At 37.8% G+C, this 18,120-nt stretch carries 14 protein-coding genes; 9 read left to right on the forward strand and 5 right to left on the reverse strand.

All coding sequences use genetic code 11. From position 1 onward, the window contains the following. Positions 1-3 precede the first annotated feature (3 nt). Positions 4-201 (forward strand): hypothetical protein, encoded by a 198-nt coding sequence (locus GKP30_RS14340; RefSeq protein ID WP_216830133.1) that lies wholly within the window; start codon positions 4-6, stop codon positions 199-201. A gap of 388 nt (positions 202-589) precedes the next feature. After that, complete coding sequence (locus GKP30_RS14345) at positions 590-2,722, forward strand: S8 family serine peptidase (RefSeq protein WP_216830134.1); 2,133 nt, start codon at positions 590-592, stop codon at positions 2,720-2,722. 43 nt (positions 2,723-2,765) lie between these two features. On the opposite strand, the gene GKP30_RS14350 is transcribed toward GKP30_RS14345, so the two are convergent. Further along, on the reverse strand, positions 2,766-4,898 hold the full coding sequence (locus tag GKP30_RS14350) for a sensor domain-containing protein (RefSeq protein ID WP_216830135.1): 2,133 nt from the start codon (positions 4,896-4,898) through the stop codon (positions 2,766-2,768). Between the two features lie 453 nt (positions 4,899-5,351). On the opposite strand from GKP30_RS14350, the gene GKP30_RS14355 reads away from it, so the two are divergent. The 6 genes from GKP30_RS14355 (at position 5,352) to GKP30_RS14380 (ending at position 10,247) form a co-directional block, all read left to right on the forward strand. After that, positions 5,352-6,815, forward strand: a complete 1,464-nt coding sequence (locus GKP30_RS14355; RefSeq protein ID WP_216830136.1) for an alkaline phosphatase PhoX — start codon at positions 5,352-5,354, stop codon at positions 6,813-6,815. A 44-nt stretch (positions 6,816-6,859) separates the two neighbouring features. Then, the gene (locus tag GKP30_RS14360) at positions 6,860-7,093 is read left to right on the forward strand and encodes a twin-arginine translocase TatA/TatE family subunit (protein WP_216830137.1); all 234 of its coding nucleotides are present in this window, start codon (positions 6,860-6,862) and stop codon (positions 7,091-7,093) included. A 422-nt stretch (positions 7,094-7,515) separates the two neighbouring features. After that, on the forward strand, positions 7,516-8,958 hold the full coding sequence (locus GKP30_RS14365; protein ID WP_216830138.1) for an alkaline phosphatase PhoX: 1,443 nt from the start codon (positions 7,516-7,518) through the stop codon (positions 8,956-8,958). A gap of 50 nt (positions 8,959-9,008) precedes the next feature. After that, a complete protein-coding gene (locus GKP30_RS14370) occupies positions 9,009-9,248 on the forward strand; it encodes a twin-arginine translocase TatA/TatE family subunit (RefSeq protein WP_216830139.1) in 240 nt (79 codons plus the stop codon). 52 nt (positions 9,249-9,300) lie between these two features. Beyond that, entirely contained in the window at positions 9,301-10,038 is a 738-nt protein-coding gene (gene tatC / locus GKP30_RS14375) for a twin-arginine translocase subunit TatC (RefSeq protein WP_216830140.1), read from the forward strand. A 17-nt stretch (positions 10,039-10,055) separates the two neighbouring features. Next, positions 10,056-10,247: a hypothetical protein gene (locus GKP30_RS14380; protein ID WP_216830141.1), complete on the forward strand. Its 192-nt coding sequence runs from the start codon at positions 10,056-10,058 to the stop codon at positions 10,245-10,247. 822 nt (positions 10,248-11,069) lie between these two features. Here the strand turns inward: GKP30_RS14380 and GKP30_RS14385 are convergent. The 4 genes from GKP30_RS14385 to GKP30_RS14400 form a co-directional block, all read right to left on the reverse strand. Beyond that, positions 11,070-11,291: a twin-arginine translocase TatA/TatE family subunit gene (locus GKP30_RS14385; RefSeq protein WP_216830142.1), complete on the reverse strand. Its 222-nt coding sequence runs from the start codon at positions 11,289-11,291 to the stop codon at positions 11,070-11,072. A gap of 21 nt (positions 11,292-11,312) precedes the next feature. Next, positions 11,313-13,064: a PhoX family protein gene (locus tag GKP30_RS14390; protein ID WP_407928621.1), complete on the reverse strand. Its 1,752-nt coding sequence runs from the start codon at positions 13,062-13,064 to the stop codon at positions 11,313-11,315. Positions 13,065-13,407: 343 nt separating this feature from the next. After that, positions 13,408-15,438: an ABC transporter ATP-binding protein gene (locus GKP30_RS14395; protein ID WP_216830143.1), complete on the reverse strand. Its 2,031-nt coding sequence runs from the start codon at positions 15,436-15,438 to the stop codon at positions 13,408-13,410. After that, a complete protein-coding gene (locus GKP30_RS14400) occupies positions 15,439-17,187 on the reverse strand; it encodes an ABC transporter ATP-binding protein (RefSeq protein ID WP_216830144.1) in 1,749 nt (582 codons plus the stop codon). A gap of 677 nt (positions 17,188-17,864) precedes the next feature. Between GKP30_RS14400 and GKP30_RS23780 the strand changes: the two genes are divergently transcribed. Next, on the forward strand, positions 17,865-17,999 hold the full coding sequence (locus GKP30_RS23780) for a hypothetical protein (RefSeq protein ID WP_268884691.1): 135 nt from the start codon (positions 17,865-17,867) through the stop codon (positions 17,997-17,999). Positions 18,000-18,120 lie beyond the last annotated feature (121 nt).

Below are 18,120 nucleotides of genomic sequence, written 5' to 3' on the forward strand. Positions count from 1 at the left end.
ATCATGAAAGTTAAAATAAACGGAATAGAAGTTGAGCTATTTCATGGAGCTACGTTAAAACACGCACTACTTAAAATAAATGAAAATCTTTATAGAGACGTTATAAATAGAGAAGCGATAATTAGAGACCAAGAAGGAAATATTACCGATTTGAACGGGGCTGCTGGAAGCAATTTTTGTTATACAGTAGAAAGCACATAAATTCACGGTGCTTAAATTCTCATGCTAACAAAACCCACTAGCTAATAAAACTCGACTATACCTCCTAATAGTAGTTTTGCCATATATACATTTTCAATATAAAAACCCCCTTCCCCTACTCTACTTAACCCAAGTATTAAAATAATAGTTTCCTGAAATATTTCGACACACTAAACTTTAGGAATAGGAAGTTAATCCTACTTCCACTCATTTATATGCGTTTTTATCTCAGAATAGCAAATTTTCAGGCTACTAAATCATCCTATTATCACAAGATTTATAACCTACTTTATATTAATATACTAACTAGCTTAACTTTTTAGAAAATTCATTCTCCGACTCAGAGCTGGATTTTCACAAACTAACATTATATAAGGAGAGGATTTTATTGTTTCAACGTAGGAAGAATTCCTTCAAGGGAATTATCTTATCACTCGTATTTTTATTAGCATTCTCGGCGTTTGCTGGCTTTGCTGGAGCAAACACAAAACAAGATGCAGCTAAGGCTTATGGAGATTTTAACTTCTCTTCGTCTAAGAAAACTTCAGTTATTGTTGAACTGAATGAACCTTCAATCATTGAAGCGAAACACAAAGGTCAAAAGCAATCAAAACAAAACTTAAAAAAGGTACGTGACAACGTAAAAGCTAACGTACAAAAGGTTGCAAAAAACGCAAACGTTAACCGTGAGTACGATCACGTATTCTCTGGTTTTTCTGTAGAAGTAAAAGAAAGTGATATTCCAGAACTTCTTAAAGTACCTGGTGTAAAAGCAATCTATCCAAACGTTGAATATACAGTTGATACGGTTGGTGAAGGTATAGAAATCGATGCACTTGAAATTTCTCCTGAGATGATGGACAGCGCGCCATTTATCGGTTCTGATAAAGCTTGGGCAGAAGGTTTTACTGGTGAAGGTATTACAGTAGCAATCCTTGACACTGGTGTTGACTATAAACACCCTGATTTAGAAGATAACTTTGGAGATTACAAGGGTTGGGACTTTGTTGATAACAACGACTCTCCTCAAGAAACTCCAGTTGGAGACCCACGTGGTGGTTCAACAAACCATGGTACTCACGTAGCTGGTACAGTGGCTGCAAATGGTGCTATTAAAGGGGTAGCTCCAGAGGCTACATTACTTTCTTATCGTGTTCTTGGTCCTGGTGGACGTGGAACTACTGAAAATGTAATTGCTGGTATTGAAAGAGCCGTACAAGACGGTGCTGATATTATGAACTTATCTTTAGGTAATACATTGAATAGCCCAGACTTTGCTACAAGTCTTGCACTAGATTGGGCAATGGCAGAAGGTGTTGTAGCCGTTACTTCAAACGGTAACAGCGGTCCACACAACTGGACAGTAGGTTCACCTGGTACATCTCGTGAAGCAATCTCTGTTGGTGCAACACAGCTTCCTTATGATTTATATCGTTCAGAACTATTTACTTCAGAAGGTGTTGAATATCCATCTGCAAAAGTAATGGGTTACTCTGACGTTGAGAAATTGAAAGCTCTTAATGGTCAAGAATTAGAATTTGTTGATGTAGGTTTAGGTGCAGTAAAAGATTTTGAAGGTAAAGACCTTAAAGGGAAAATTGCTTTAATTAGCCGTGGTGATTTTGCATTCGTAGATAAAGCGACAAATGCTAAAGCTGCTGGGGCAGCTGGTATAATCATGTATAACAACGTTGCAGGTGAAATGCCAGATGTTCCTGGATTAGCATTACCAACGATTAAATTGGATGATGTCGATGGGAAGAATTTTGTTAAAGAATTTAGTGCTGGAAATAATACAGTTTTATTCACAGTCAAGTTCGACAAAGTTGTTGGAGAAACAGTAGCAAACTTCTCTTCTCGTGGTCCAGTTATGGATACATGGATGATTAAGCCAGACGTTTCAGCTCCTGGTGTTGCAATTGTAAGTACAGTACCGACTCACAACTCAGCAAATCCACATGGATATGCATCTCTACAAGGGACAAGCATGGCTGCTCCGCACGTAGCTGGTGCTGCTGCACTTATTTTACAAGCGAACCCTAACTGGAGCGTTGACTTTGTGAAGGCATCTCTTATGAACACTGCTGAAAACCTTTATGATATTAACGAAAAATTATATCCGCACAACACTCAAGGTGCTGGAAGTATCCGTGTCGTGGATGCAATCCATGCAGACACATTAATTACACCTGGTAGCCACTCTTTCGGAGTATTCTTAAATGGTGAAGAAACAGAAGTAAAAGCTCAACAATTTACAATTAATAACCTATCAAAGGATCGCAAACGCTATTCATTTGATGTGAAATTTAATGAAAAAGGCATTAAAGTAACAACAAGCCGAAATCTTGTCGTACAGCCTAACCGTTCACAAGATGTAAACTTCAATGCACATGTCGATGCTAGTAAACTAGCTCCTGGTTACTATGAAGGAACAATTACAGTAAGTGACGGAACAAAAACATATGAAGTTCCAACGATCTTATTTGTAGGCGAGCCTGACTACCCACGTGCTAATCAATAATTAACTAATTGAAAAGGATCAGAGACTAATCTCTGATCCTTTTTTATATTTCACTGCTTTCTTTTAAAAAAGCTAAGACCTCCGCTTCTCCCATCGGTTCACTAATATAATAGCCCTGTACCGCATCACATTGCTTCGACTTAAGGAAATTTAGTTGTTTCTCATTTTCAACACCTTCTGCAACAACGCATAATCCTAAGCTGTGTGCAAGAGTTATAATCGCAGATGCAATCTCTTGATTGGCTTCATTTTTATCGGAGTCAAAGATAAACGATCGATCTATTTTTAATGTATCAATCGGAAACTGATTTAAATAGCTTAATGAAGAAAAACCTGTTCCAAAATCATCTATTGAAATTGTAACACCTAAATCCTTTAATTGCTCGAGTATCACTGTTGCCTGTTTCGGTGCTTTCATGACGGTAGTTTCAGTTAGTTCTAGTTCTAGTGCTTCTGGACAAAGCTCTGAGTCCTTTATTGCCCTAGCAATTACACTCTTAATACTTTGCTTTTGAAACTGTTGTGCTGATAAGTTAACACTCACTGTCAGAGGATACCCTGCTTCATGCCATATTTTACATTGCTTGCACGCTTCACGAATGACCCATTCTCCTATAGGAACGATTAAACCTGTTTCCTCTGCCAGTTCAATAAAGGAACTAGGAGATACGAGGTTTCCATCCCCCCGTTGCCAGCGAATTAACGCTTCCATCCCATAAATATTACCTGTCTTTAAGTCAATCTTTGGTTGGTAGTACAAAGTAAATTCATTATGTTCTAATGCCTGTCTTAGTGAAATTTCTAATTCCATTCGTTTCTTGGCACTTTCTTTCATCACGTTATCAAACACGCAAAACCCATCTCTACCGGCTTCCTTTGAGCGATACATCGCAATATCAGCATTTTGAATCAATGTGTGAATTTCTTCACCGTGATCTGGTGAGATACTAATACCAATACTTGTTGATACTTTAAAGCTCTGTCCTTCAATATCAAATGGCTGTTCCATCGCATCTATAATTTTTTCACAAACCAATCTAATTTTACTTTCTTCCTTTATGTTAGGAAGAGCAATAATAAATTCGTCTCCCCCTAGTCTAGCTAATATATCTGTTTTACTTAACGATCGCTGTAATCTTTCGGCAACATACTGTAATAACAAGTCTCCTGCCTGATGTCCTAGACTGTCATTAATTACTTTAAAGTGATCTAAATCTAAAAGTAAGATCGCTAGCTTGTTATCTTTTGAACGTTTTCTCGTTAAATACCGTTTAATATAAGAATAGATATACCAACGATTGGGGAGCCCAGTCAGTGAATCGTGATAGGCCATATGCTTAATTTGCTCTTCCACTTTCTTACGATCACTAATATCTCGACTTAACCCTAAATATAATACTCGGTCTCCAACACGTATTAAACCTACATTTGTTTCAGCTGGAAATGAAGATCCACCTTTACGAAGAATACCATGCTCATAACTATATGTCTTACTTCGATTTACTATATTGTAGACATCTGCTAGCCTTTCAGCTGGTAAATCTACAATGTCTTCAATAGACAATGTTAGTAAATCCTCTCTGCAATAGCCTAGCTTCTCACAGGCAGCTGTATTTACGTCTATTATTCTTCCAGTACTATCACTTAGAAAAAAACTATCGGCTGCTTGGTCCACTAACTTCTGGAAAAGCTCTTCACTTTCTTTTAATTTCTTTTCAGCCTTCACACGGTCGGTAATATCAAGTGCAAAACCAAGAAGAAATTCCTTCTTCGATACATCGTCTAATGAAATAATCGTTTTTCCTGTATAAACATAGCTTTCTTGACCTTGAAAATCAGCAAGTATTTCTTTGGTCAAAAGCTGTTTCGTCTCCCATACGTGTAAATCATCTTGTCGAACTTTTTCAGCAACAGGTTTCGTGAAAAAATCAAATACAGTTTTACCAACCAACTCTTTACTCGTTAGTCCATTACAATCACAAGCTTGTTTATTAGCAAAGACTGTTCTTCCAGCCGCATCCTCTAAAAAAATATTAATGGGAAGTGCATCAAGGATTTTTGCATTTAATTTTTCTTCCATTCGTAACTGAAGTAAAAGTTCAGCCTCTCTTTTTTCTAATTCTTCTATACGCTTGCAGAGTTCAAGTTCTCCTATTGATTGTACCTCTGATTTCATTCTTGTCACTCCCACTGCTGATTGTCTTATAAAAAGTCCAACTACCTATATTTTAGTTAAAAAATCTCAAATTTCATAGAGCTTATGTTAACCCGTATGATGATCATCTAACTAAGTGTCAAAACGGCCTATTATTTACCATTTTACTATAAAAATTTTACAGAAATTCAATACTCGAAAACTCTTTCACTCTTCAACTTAAGGACAAAAGTTACAGTTTAAAGGTTTTGTTTACAACACCTTCCTTAATGACATCTCCTGAAAGTTCACACCTAGTATAAAAGACCTGGTTTATTCATTTGATGTAGTTCAATGTTAATACTTTAGAGGTATTTTCCAACATTAACAATATAACAATAGTTTTTAAATAATACTTTAAAACTCATTTGCTAGATTTTTCATAGAACAACTTCTATGTTTCGCATCCTATTAAAAATTAGGGAGGCATAAATAATGGTAAACAATGGTATGAACAGGAGAGACTTTTTAAAAGTTGGAGGAATGAGTACGCTAGCATTAACATTAGGAACTACTGGTGTAATGTCTTTGGCAGATCAATCAAAGGCGTTAGCATCAACAGCAGACCCGACAAAAGGTAGAGGCTGGGGTGGTTATGGACCTCTAGTAAAAGATCCAAATGGATTTCTTGACTTACCAGAAGGATTTAACTATAAAATCATTTCTACGACTGGAAAACCAATGGTAAATCCAAGTGGAGATTTAGTTCCTGGTTTACCTGATGGAATGGCTGCTTATCAAGGTCAAAAAAAGAATACGACAATCCTTGTTCGTAACCATGAGTGTAGTACAAACCATCAATTCCCTGTAAATGGTAAAAATCCTTGGAGTAAAGGCGCAGCTGGTGGTACGACTGCACTCGTTGTTGGTCCAAATCGTGAAGTAATTGACGAGTACGTAACAAACTCTGGAAACATCCGTAACTGTGCAGGCGGTGCATCAACTTGGGGTACATGGTTAACATGTGAAGAAACACGTAACCTTGGGCATGGATTTGTATTTGAAGTAAACCCTCTTGATCCTGAAAATGAAATGTCTAAAACACCAATTCGTGATATGGGTTATTTCTCTCACGAAGCTTGTAATGTCGACCCAGCTACTGGAATTTGGTATTTAACAGAAGATAACTCTCCTTCATTCTTATATCGCTTTACTCCTCATAACCGCAGTCAAAAATTGGGGTCTCTTCAGGAAGGTGGCGTCCTTGAAGCTGCTGCCCTTGATGAGCTCCCAAATAACGAGGCAAGTAACTTTACTCCAGGACAAAAAGTCGGTGTCGTTTGGAAAAAAGTAAACCCTGAACGTGCAAAAGAAGATGCTAGAGATCTTGGGTGCATTCAATTTACGCGTCTAGAAGGGTCTTGGTTTAGTGGAGGAGCCTTCTGGTTTGATGATACAAACGCTCGTACAGGTAATGGGCCAAATCGTTTCGGTCGTGTATACCGTTATTTCCCTGCAACTAATACACTAGAGTTATTCTTTGAGTCTCAAGATAGTAATGACCTACGTGCACCAGATAATGTAACAATTACACCTTGGGGTGATCTTTGGATTGCTGAAGACGGTAACCCAGCAGGTGATCGCATTATCGGCTTAACTCCAGAAGGTAATGTGTATGAGTTTGCTAAAAACGTATTCAACTCATCTGAATTTGCTGGTGTTTGTTTCGCTCCTGATGGCAAAACGATGTTTGTGAACATTCAAAGTCCTGGTTTTACAATTGCTGTTTGGGGACCATTTTCTCGTCGTAACTCTGCTCGCCAATTTGCGATGAGCCATGCTGCTCCTCCTGCTGATTTCGCACCGCAAATTTCAGACAAAGTGAAAGCCTATGCGGAAAGAGAAGGAATGTCTCCATTAGCTGCAGCTGTTTTAGACCGCCATGGAGTAACTTTATAATTTAGTCTTTAAGTATCAGTTACCCTTTTTAAGGAGGTTCATCTATGTTATCGAACATTGGTATTCCAGGACTTATACTTGTCCTTGTCATTGCATTAATTATTTTTGGTCCTTCTAAACTACCTGAAATTGGGAAAGCATTTGGGAGTACTTTAAAAGAGTTTAAAAAAGCAACGAATGAGTTAGTCAATAGCGATAGTAATGAAAAAAGTAACACAGAAGAAAAAACAACCCTTCAAGCGGTTGAACAGACGACTAGTAGTAAAACAGGAAGTTAATTAAGTGATAGAAAGATGTGAGTTGGAGCACCTATACCTGCTTGCATCTTTCTACTTTTAAAAGAAGCCTAAGGATCTATAAAGAATAATTACATATTCGATTTATAAATTTACAAATCTATTAACTAAAATTAACAAAAAATTAGAAAAGTGGTTTTTCATTCCCTCTCGTAATACAAAAGATCTATATATTAACTCCGTCTAAATTAGGGCCTACTTTATTTTATAACTATTCATCCTTCCTATTCAGAAAAAAATGACTTCATTTTTAGTAGTTACCTTTCCAAAAGTAGTTCTATGGTACCTAACCCTTAAATTTACATTTTTAACACAGTCTATACACAATCCATTAACACTTCTCCGGTAAATTTTTGTTAGAGTCACTTTACCGTACAAGGTTCTAAAACAAGGGAGGTACATAAATGGAGAATAATAACAATATGAATAGACGTGATTTTTTACGAGTAAGTGGGTTAAGTACAATTGCCTTAACTTTAGGTACGACAGGATTATTTTCTCTAAGTGGACAAGCTAAAACTCTACCCCAGGGACGTGCCAATAACCCTACGAGTGTATTTGGTGGATACGGTCCATTAGTAAAAGATCCAAACGGGATTCTCGATCTTCCACAAGGATTTCAATATAAAATCGTCTCACGAACAGGAGATAAACTCTCCAATGGGGCTCCTATTCCTGGCGCTATGGATGGAATGGCAGCATTTCAGGGAAAGCACAATACAACCGTTCTAGTTCGAAACCATGAGCAAGCCTTAGATGCTAAGTATCCTGTATACGGTAGTAACCCGTTTAATAGTATGGTAGCTGGTGGGACAACCGCTCTAATCGTAGGTCCCAACCGAGAAGTAATCAAAGAATATGTAACGAATTCTGGAACTGCAGTTAACTGTGCAGGTGGTGCTTCTACTTGGGGAACTTGGTTAACCTGTGAGGAAGTTGAATACAACGATGGTGTGATGGAACATGGCTTTGTGTTTGAAGTAGATCCAGCTGACCCAGAAAACCAAATGTCAAAAACACCGATTAGAGATATGGGCTTCTTTTCACATGAGGCTTGCAGTGTCGACCCTGCTACAGGCATTTGGTACTTAACTGAAGACGCTCGTCCCATTAGCTTTTTGTATCGATTCACTCCAAATGATCGAAGCCAGAAATTAGGGTCACTTCAAAAAGGTGGAAAACTCGAAGCGGCAGCTATTGATGTACTTCCTCATTCAGCTGCAAGTAATTTTATCAACGGTCAAAAGTTTGGCATTGTTTGGAAGGAAGTTAATTCAGAAGATGCTCATCAATCTGCCTTAAAACAAGGCTGTATTCAATTTAGACGTCTCGAAGGTGCATGCTTCTCAGCAGGTGTTTTCTGGTTTGACGATACAACTGCACGTCGTGTTTATCGTTACTTTCCATCGACAAATACGTTAGAGCTTTTTTATGAATCGTCTGACGATAACGATTTGAAGTCTCCAGATAATATAACAATCACTCCATGGGGAGACCTTTGGATTGCTGAAGATGGAAGCGGTCACGACCGTGTGATTGGCTTAACACCTGAAGGAAATGTGTATCCTTTTGCTTATAATCGATGGAACGACTCTGAATTTGCAGGTCCATGCTTTTCGCCTGATGGAAAAACATTTTTCGTTAACATTCAAGAACCAGGTATTACATTAGCTATTTGGGGGCCATTCGCTCGTAGAAACGCAGCTAGACAGGTTGTGATGGGTCATGCTGCCCCTCCTGCTCATTTTGCTCCAAAGATCTCAAATAAATTAGCAGAGTTTGCTGAACAAAATGGAATGTCTCCATTAGCAGCTGCAGTATTAGATAGACATGGTGTAAATATCTAAATCAATCATTACATCTTAAATATTTTTAAATAAATGGAGGTTGTTTTTATATGTTAGCCAATATTGGGATACCAGGTTTAATTCTAGTTTTAGTCATTGCCCTTATTATTTTTGGACCTTCTAAACTGCCTGAAATCGGAAAAGCGTTTGGAAGTACACTAAAAGAATTTAAGAAGGCTACGAATGAACTAATCAATGATGATAGTACTGTGAAAACCGAAGAAAAAAATAGATTACAAGTAGTCGATGAAGCATCGAGTAACAAAGGAAGCAAATCAATGGAAGTATAAGTAGGTGTTCGGCTTACTTATATCCTCTATTCTAATGAAAGAAGGAGTCTAAATGGAGAAAGAAGATCTACACCTGATTGACCATTTAACAGAATTAAGAAAACGAATTATTATAACGTTAGTCATTTTCCTTATGGCACTTATCGGGGCTTTTGTTTTTGTAAAAGATATTTATGAATATCTAGTAAAAGATTTAGATGGAAAACTAGCTTTATTAGGCCCTGGTGATATTTTATGGATATATATGATGTTAGCTGCTGTAGTTGCGGTTGCTGTGACGATACCAGTTGCTGCCTACCAAGTATGGAAGTTTATTAAACCAGCTTTGAAAAAGGGAGAACAACGTGCCACATTAATGTTTATCCCTGGCTTATTTTTCTTATTTATTGGTGGCATTTCATTTGGGTACTTTGTATTGTTCCCACTCGTCCTTTCATTCCTATTAAATATTGCTGGTGATCAGTTCCAAACTTTTTTTACAGCAGAACGATACTTTCAATTCATGCTTCACTTGACATTACCATTTGGCTTTTTGTTTGAAATGCCTGCTGTAGTAATGTTTTTGACTAAACTCGGAATTGTTAACCCACAAAAGCTTGTAAAAGGAAGAAAATTTGCCTATTTCCTACTCATCGTCGTCTCTGTCTTAATAACACCACCTGATTTTATATCAGATGTCTTGGTGATTATTCCTTTATTAGTATTGTATGAGATTAGTATTACTTTAAGTAGAATTGTTTATCGAAAAAGTAAAAGTATTTCTACCGAAGCTGAAGCAGCTTCAAATTAAAGAGGAGGAGTATTAAAATGGTATCGGTTTGTCCTAGACACGTAAAAGAAGGTTTAGATGTTTTAGATGTCCCACACGTGTATAAAATAGACCAAAAGAGTGAGGAAAAGAAAAAAACATGTAAATGCGAGTTTTGCCATCTAAAGGCCGATTATAAGCTTGATAGTTATTCCAGTTATCAAAAGAAACTACCAGAACAACAGAAATAGAATAGCTACCTTATAAATTGTCTATTAACCAATCTAACTTTCACAAAAAACTACAGCACAAATTGTACACAAAAACGACGCTCAGAATGTAATTTTTGAGCGTTATTTTGTGCCATTTTAAAGCTCTGTTATCCTTGGTGTTGATTTTAGCTCATTCATTATAAAAACAATTCACACCATCGATTTCTACTTCAATCTTAATCCACTGTACTGAAATGAATAGGATGTAACCCTCGCCCATCAATTAGAGCTTAAACCGATCACTCTTCTTTTAACAAACTCCGAAACCACTTACATCCTACAATCCTCTTCACTATGAATTTGAAGCTAAACTTTTCAATAAACTCATACTTCATGTTCGTGGTCTGCGGAAGAATTGCTCCGCCTTTTTTACGATTGCCAGTTCCTCCTGTTTTTCAGCTAATTGCCGTCTTAGCTTTCAGTTGGCGCTCTTGTTCTTTCAGTTGTTGTTCTAACTGAAGGATACGATCTTCAGCTGCTAATGACACATTTTCATACTCACGATATCACGATATTGAGCCAACCATTGATGTAGGCAACTAAGTGTAATCTCTAATTTCAGCGCAATATCTTTCATTGGTTTGTTTTGTTTTTTCTCCCATTATGAAAATTCTAACAGTATTATGCCCATATGGTTCGGTAAAAGAAAGGCCATTAACATGCCCACCCTCTTACAATGCTTTAATTCAACTGGGTGTACGGTGAGACTTTCTCCAAAACAAGAATATCTCAAACGAATAAAGGCAAAAAAGATGTAGACAAGTGCTCCCTGTCTACATCTCCTTATAGATAAATATTGTTTTATACTGCTTTGTTGTCTGTTTTTTCTACAGCTGTTAAGTTAGACTTCTTTTCTTCTTTCTCTTCATCTCCGCTAGAAACGAGCTCTCTCGTTGCGCTCTTGAACTCAGTTAAAGTACGGCCAAATGCACGACCGATCTCTGGAAGCTTCGATGGTCCAAAGATGATTAGAGCTATGATAAGTACTAAAATTAAACCAGGAATTCCAATATTAGATAGCATAGATGGTCACCTCCTACTTATTTATTTGTTTTTTCCGTTACCGTTATTCCCTTTATTCCCTTTATCAAGGTTGTTGCCTTTAAATCCTTTAATAGCAACAACTGAAGGAAGTGGGTCCACATCACCTTTACGGCGCGGCCAGTTTGTTGTTGGGTGTTGAACAGCTAGGAATAATGTTTTCTCATCGGGAGTAAACCAAGGACCTGTTAATTCTGAACCTTGAGGACCAGAAGCGAATTGGAATGCCTCACTTTCATTTTGACCATGAGTTGGAAGAACGAATAATCCGTTATTTCCATGCCATTCATAAACGCCTTTTCCAATATTGCTTTCAGACATATCGGTTACAACCCAAAGGTTTGCATTGCTATCAAACGTTAAGTTATCTGGAGCAGAGAACCCGCTTTGGCGTCCACCAGCAGCGAAGATTTCAAACATAAATTCCATTGATTCGAAATCATCTTCTTTCTCAAAAATGCGTGTAATATGTCCATGAATGTTTCCATGTACTCCGTTGTTCGTATGAGCAATAAAGATTGAATTATCAAAAGGATTGATTTCTAAATCTTCTGGACGGTCTGTTGGTGTACCACCAAGGATAACCGCTGCTTCATGTGTATTTACCATTAAATGGGCTTGTGTTGTGTTAGTTGGGAACATTTCTCTTAAGCTCTGAACCGTTTGGTCTCTCATTTTTAAAACATTCGGTACAGAGAAATTAGAATTATGTACTCTATTTACTACTGCTTGAGCATTTAATTCCACCCATCTACCTTGTCCAAGATTCGCTACATACAATTTTCCATCTTCGAGTAATTTAGAGTTTTCTTTCCCTTTTGCAGGATCGAATTTACCATTACTGATATATTTATAGACGCAAGCATTTGTTTTATCATCGCCCATGTATACCGCAATACGTCCACTCTTCGTAATTGCCATACATGTATTTTCATGATTAAAGCGTCCCAGCGCAGTATGTTTACGAGGTTTGAAGTTTTTATCTTCTTCATCAAACGGATCGACTTCGATTACCCAACCATAATGTTCAGACGGTAAATTAGATCGTCTTGCTTGTGTTTCAAAGTTCTCTTCACAAGATAATAACGTATTCCATAACGTCATCCCACCAGAGCAGTTTGCCCAAGTACCAATCGCTTCTTTAGCACCACCAACCGAAGTTGTACCCGCAGCAGGTCCAGTGAGGTCAAATGGCGTAAATCCAGTGATACGTCTTGCATATTTAGAAGATGTATCCATCTTCCACGTTCCTTTATTATCTTTAAATACTTCAATAATTGCCCCACCTTGGTGGTAACGTCTCTTTGTATCAATAGGCGTATTTTGCATGAAAGCAGGCATATATTGCTCTTTCATGTACGTATCATTGATATACTCCAGATTTACCCATAGTAAACCTCTTTCATTTGATCCGTTAATTGGGAAGAATACAGTAAAGTCACAGTTAAATCCAAAAGTATCACCTTTTTCGTTAATAACATCCCCATATGCTGCTAATACATCATAAGAGAAGCCATCCGCAAGAACTAAATCATCCTCCATCGTAGGCATGATTGGTTTAAAGAAAGCGTGTGGTTTTGCTTGAGGACTTAATTTAAGATTATCGAACTCTCTAAGGTGATCTGCTGTATGAGCAGCGCTTGCTACAGGTGCTAAAGTACCTAAACCAGCAGATGCAGCAGCCAATGCAGCTGTCCCTGTTCCTAAATAACCTAAAAATTTACGACGGTTCATATTCATATTTACGTTTTCCATTTTATAATTCCTCTCCACTTTTCATTTTCATTTATTTAACTGCTTGTACAATTAGTATTTTAATTGTCGAATATTAACTACCCGTGAAGCATTCATTAATGTTACGTTAATAATATGTTAATATTGTAAAAATAAGGTTTAACTGTAAAAACGGGTAATATTTGAAGTTTTTTTCTCTTTACTTTTAGACTGTTAGCCAAAGAAGTTTACGAAAATCCCTAGTCACTTCTATACAAACGGAACTCTGTGGTGAAAAAAATCAAAAAAGGAAGCTGACACTATTTTTAGCGTGCCAGCTTCCTTTACGTTTCGTTCTGATAACGTAGAGTAAATGCAATGTAAATTATACTGCCTGTGATACTTTCCTTCCTTGTTGCAATTGATACATTTGAAAGTACTTACCTTTTTGTTGCAACAGTTCATCATGTGTTCCACGTTCGACAATTTCTCCTCGATCTAACACAAGAATTTGGTCAGCATTGCGGATCGTTGATAATCTGTGAGCAATAACAAAAGTAGTCCTTCCTTCTTTGACGACATTTAATGCATGTTGAATCATTGCTTCTGTTTCTGTATCGATATTTGCAGTTGCTTCATCTAATATTAAAATCGCTGGGTCATAAGCTAATGCCCTTGCAAATGAGATCAATTGACGTTGCCCAGCTGACAAAGTACTTCCTTTTTCCAATACAGGTTCATCGTATTGCTGCGGTAAGCTTTCGATAAACTTCGTAGCTCCAACGTCTTGTAAAGCTTTTTTAATTTGTTCATCCGTGATTTTCGGGTCGTCTAGGCTGACGTTTGATGCAATTGTACCAGAAAATAGGAATGGATCTTGAAGGACGATCCCCATATGCTTTCTAAGTTGCTGACGCGGTATTTGACTCGTATCGCTTCCGTCTATCGTAATCCTTCCTCGCTGAATGTCATAGTACCTAAAGAGCAAATTAATGATTGAGCTTTTTCCAGACCCTGTATGGCCAACTAATGCCACTGTCTCCCCTTTATCTGCTGAAAACGAAATGTTTTTCAGGACATCATTTTCCCCATCATACGAGAATGACACATTTTCAAAGCGAACATTTCCTTCATAACGAGGAATGTCGCTATCATTAACTGCTTCTCCTTTTTCATCGAGTAGCTGGAACACTCGCTCTGAAGCTACACGAGCTTGTTCTAACTGTGCGAGTTGGTTGACGATATCTGTAACAGGTTGAAAAAGGCGGTTTAGATAATCGACAAACGCATACAGCATTCCAATCGATATTACGCCTGCAACTCCAATCGATTGCCCACCGAAATACCAAATCAAAACGACAAACGCGATGTTTCGCAGAACAAATACTAAGTTGTGTGAAGTCATAGCATTTAAGCTTAGAAGCTTATTTTGATACGTAAAATGCTCCTCATTTAATTTTTCAAACTCGCTCGCCGTTTGGTCATTTCGACGAAATGCCCGTATGATCGGCATTCCTTGAATGGATTCATTAATCATTCCGTTAATATCACTTACTCGTGACCTAATGAGGTGGTTATATTTGGACGCAAACTTACGGTATAAGATCATCCAAATCACAATGACAGGGACGAGAACCAATGTTAGCATTGCTAATTTAGTATCTAGTAAAAACAAGGCAATAAATATCCCTGTCATATAAATCGCGCTCGTGAAAAAGGTCGCCAGCACTTTTACATAAAGCTCACGAATAGCTTCTGTGTCATTTGTTACACGTGAAACAATTTTCCCCGCTGGACGATTATCGAAGTAAGTGACTGGCAATCTTTGAATATGCTCGAAAACATCTGTACGCATTTTTTGAATAATGCGGTTCGCTGCCGTTTGTAGCATCAAAGCCTTACCATATTGGAAAAAAGCTGCGACAACAAGAAGAACAACGTAAAAAGCTAAAAGCATTACCATCGGTCTAATTTCTGGTTGATAAAAGGCAAAAATCTGTTGTTGGCTTAGTTTTTCAGCTTCAAAACTTGCTGTCTCTTCTCCTTGTGTCACCGTTAATATATTACCCTCTACAGTTCGATTTCCGTCAAAAGGTAAGTGTTCTGGAACAGCATAGAACGAACGTCCGACTTGAACAATTTGCATTTCATTCCCTGCCAGTTCATGAGGTGTTGCATGAATACTGCGCGTATAATAACCTTCGTTGTAATAAACCGTTTGCTCACTTTCCTCGGTAACTTCTACCCATGGACTTTCAATCCCTAGCATATGGTCATCAATCATCTTCTTAGCAATAAACGGCCCTGTAAGCTCTGCGGCTACAGCAATCGTTAGCATAACTAACGCAATTAGGATCGTCTTTTTATAAAGCATAGCATATTGAAAAAGGCGTTTTCCTGTTGTATTTTGTTTCATTTAACTCACCTCACCGTATGAATCAGCTTGTTGGCGATCATATTGTTCTTTATACCAGCCATTGGCTTGCAAAAGCTGATCGTGTGTGCCTTCTTCAATTATTTGTCCTTCATCCATGACAACGATCCAATCCGCATGTTGTACAGCAGAAAGACGATGTGCAGTAATAAACGTTGTTTTATCCGCACGCTCTTGACGAATGTTTTCTATAATTTTCGCTTCCGTTTTTCCATCAACAGCTGACATTGCATCATCTAATATGAGGATTTCTGGATTTTTAATTAACGCTCTCGCAATCGAAATACGTTGCTTTTGACCGCCAGAAAGAGCAACTCCCTTTTCTCCAACTAACGTATCAAGCCCTTTTGGTAAAGCGATTAAATCTTTTTCAAACGCTGCTAATTCTAACGCTCGATCAATCTCAGCCTCACTCACCTGTGCCTTACCAAATTGAAGGTTTTCACGGATCGTACGTGAGAACAAGATTTGTTCTTGAGGTACATAACCAACCCACGTGTGTACAGTATCGAGCGGGACTTTTTTAAGGGGTACACCATCAATAGCAATCGTTCCTTGACCAAGTGGATACTCCCGTAAAAATTGCTTTAGTAACGTCGTCTTCCCACTTCCCGTTTTACCAACGACACCAATCGTCTCTCCTCTTTTTACAAATAATGAAATATCCTTCAAGTTAGTTGTTGTTGAGGATGGGTAACGAAACGAGTAGTTAGAAAATGAGATGGTGCCTGGCACCTCAACATGAATAGGGTTTGCGTCATCTTGGACGTCTGCTTGATAGCCAAGGGTTTCGTTTACTCGATCAAGCGAGGCGTTTCCTCTTTGCAATACATTAATGAGCTCCCCTATAGCAAACATTGGCCAAATTAACATTCCTAAATAAACGTTAAAAGAAATCAATTCCCCTAGTGTGATCGTCTGATGGAACACTAGGTACGCCCCGTAACCTAATCCAATTACATAGCTGATTCCAACGAGAATTTTTACAGTAGGCTCAAATAAGGCATCGACTTTGGCTACTGCAATATTTTTCTTATATACATCTTCTGTCATTTGATTAAAACGCTGCTCATCAGCCTTTTCTTGTACATAGGCACGAATGACCCTTACTCCAGAAACCGACTCTAGCACGTTATCATTTAAATGACCAAAAGAGTCTTGCGCAATATTGAAACGCTTATGAATTAACTTTCCAAAATAATTGATCGCTATTGCCATGAAAGGTAACGGCAACAGAGCAGCAAGCGTAAGTTGCCAGCTAATCGTAAAGCCCATCACGCCAATAATGATGATCATAAAAATCGTCGAATCGACTAAGGTTAATATCCCAAAACCAGCCGTCATGGAAATAGCCTTTAAGTCATTCGTCGCTCTCGCCATTAAATCACCCGTACGATTTTTCTCGTAAAAGGTTGGTGTCATTTTTAATAGATGAGCCATAAAACGGGTTCTCATAATTCGTTCGATTAAATACGCACCACCAAACAACTGATACATCCACACGTACGTAATCATATAGCTGACGACGATAAGTCCCCCGTAAAACACGAGTAATTCCGTTAGGCGTTCAGCTGTCATTTGCCCAAAGTGTATATCATCAATAGCCATTCCAATTAACTTCGGTGGAATGACATCCAAAAAACTAACAATAATTAATAATGTAATGGCAACGGTATACCGCTTCCAATATTGTTTAAAAAACCAGCCTAATTTCCACAGGACTGAAAACATAATCTAAGTTCCTCCTTAAGTTGTACAATTGATGATCGTCCGTTAGCCGCTATCCATCAACTCCCACCCAATCATTTGAATAACCATCTTTTTTTGCATTTTAAAAACTCCCTTCAATCTTTTTATTTATTGAAACGAGCACAGAAAGCTCGGAACAACCACAGTCCATGAACTAACAGCAACAGCCGTGTAATTCATTTCGCTTATTAATAAGTGTAATGAACCACATCGCTTGTTCCATCAGGAAAAGGGTCGAAATTAAACTACATATTTGGATGGAAGGCGGCGATTGCACCTCTACATCTTTAGAATGAAACACGTATTAAAGCGCAAAAAGGCACCATGCTTGGGCGCACGGTGCCTAAAAAAGACATAAAAATAGCGTACGTCACTTTGTTCGTGACCTACGGCTGAATTGAAGTATACGCATACAAAAATAGCAGTAGCTTATACTCGATCCTTATGGCGGGTCACATGTGCATATGAAGTTGTGTTTAGTATCAATTTGAGCTGCTTCATTTTGTAACCCTCCTTTTCAATGTATATTTGCATTTATAAGTGTATAATTTTCCAATAATTGTGTCAACAAGATTTTAAAAACTTCTTACTTTTCGGCAAAATAATCTGTTTTTCTATTGTAAAGACTATAACTAAATAATATATGAGGGGGCATTATGATGGATAAACGTAAAACAACTGTTGTAGGTACCGATATTGAAGAGGTTAAAAGGCTAAACTCACAGTCAGGTTTGACCTATAATGAGGCAAAGGAATTGCTGGCTAAGAAACAAGGTTTTATGAAAAAAAAATAATTAAAATCATAAACCAATTCCTCAACTCCCTACACCTACTTGGTTTAGGGAGTACGGTGTGATTTGTCACCGCTTCTAGATTACCTTTGTTTCATATCTCGAAATAATTTCCCAAGAAATG

The organism is Alkalihalobacterium elongatum (assembly GCF_019024285.1).
In the GTDB taxonomy this organism is placed as follows: Bacteria; Bacillota; Bacilli; order Bacillales; family Bacillaceae_F; genus Alkalihalobacterium; species Alkalihalobacterium elongatum.

Bases quoted from the DNA above. Each gene is read 5' to 3' on its own strand.
- GKP30_RS14340 (WP_216830133.1), top strand. From the start codon at position 4: ATGAAAGTTAAAATAAACGGAATAGAAGTTGAGCTATTTCATGGAGCT.
- GKP30_RS14350 (WP_216830135.1), bottom strand. From the start codon at position 4,898: ATGAAATCAGAGGTACAATCAATAGGAGAACTTGAACTCTGCAAGCGT.
- GKP30_RS14355 (WP_216830136.1), top strand. From the start codon at position 5,352: ATGGTAAACAATGGTATGAACAGGAGAGACTTTTTAAAAGTTGGAGGA.
- GKP30_RS14360 (WP_216830137.1), top strand. From the start codon at position 6,860: ATGTTATCGAACATTGGTATTCCAGGACTTATACTTGTCCTTGTCATT.
- GKP30_RS14365 (WP_216830138.1), top strand. From the start codon at position 7,516: ATGGAGAATAATAACAATATGAATAGACGTGATTTTTTACGAGTAAGT.
- GKP30_RS14370 (WP_216830139.1), top strand. From the start codon at position 9,009: ATGTTAGCCAATATTGGGATACCAGGTTTAATTCTAGTTTTAGTCATT.
- tatC (WP_216830140.1), top strand. From the start codon at position 9,301: ATGGAGAAAGAAGATCTACACCTGATTGACCATTTAACAGAATTAAGA.
- GKP30_RS14380 (WP_216830141.1), top strand. From the start codon at position 10,056: ATGGTATCGGTTTGTCCTAGACACGTAAAAGAAGGTTTAGATGTTTTA.
- GKP30_RS14385 (WP_216830142.1), bottom strand. From the start codon at position 11,291: ATGCTATCTAATATTGGAATTCCTGGTTTAATTTTAGTACTTATCATA.
- GKP30_RS14390 (WP_407928621.1), bottom strand. From the start codon at position 13,064: ATGGAAAACGTAAATATGAATATGAACCGTCGTAAATTTTTAGGTTAT.
- GKP30_RS14395 (WP_216830143.1), bottom strand. From the start codon at position 15,438: ATGAAACAAAATACAACAGGAAAACGCCTTTTTCAATATGCTATGCTT.
- GKP30_RS14400 (WP_216830144.1), bottom strand. From the start codon at position 17,187: ATGTTTTCAGTCCTGTGGAAATTAGGCTGGTTTTTTAAACAATATTGG.
- GKP30_RS23780 (WP_268884691.1), top strand. From the start codon at position 17,865: ATGGATAAACGTAAAACAACTGTTGTAGGTACCGATATTGAAGAGGTT.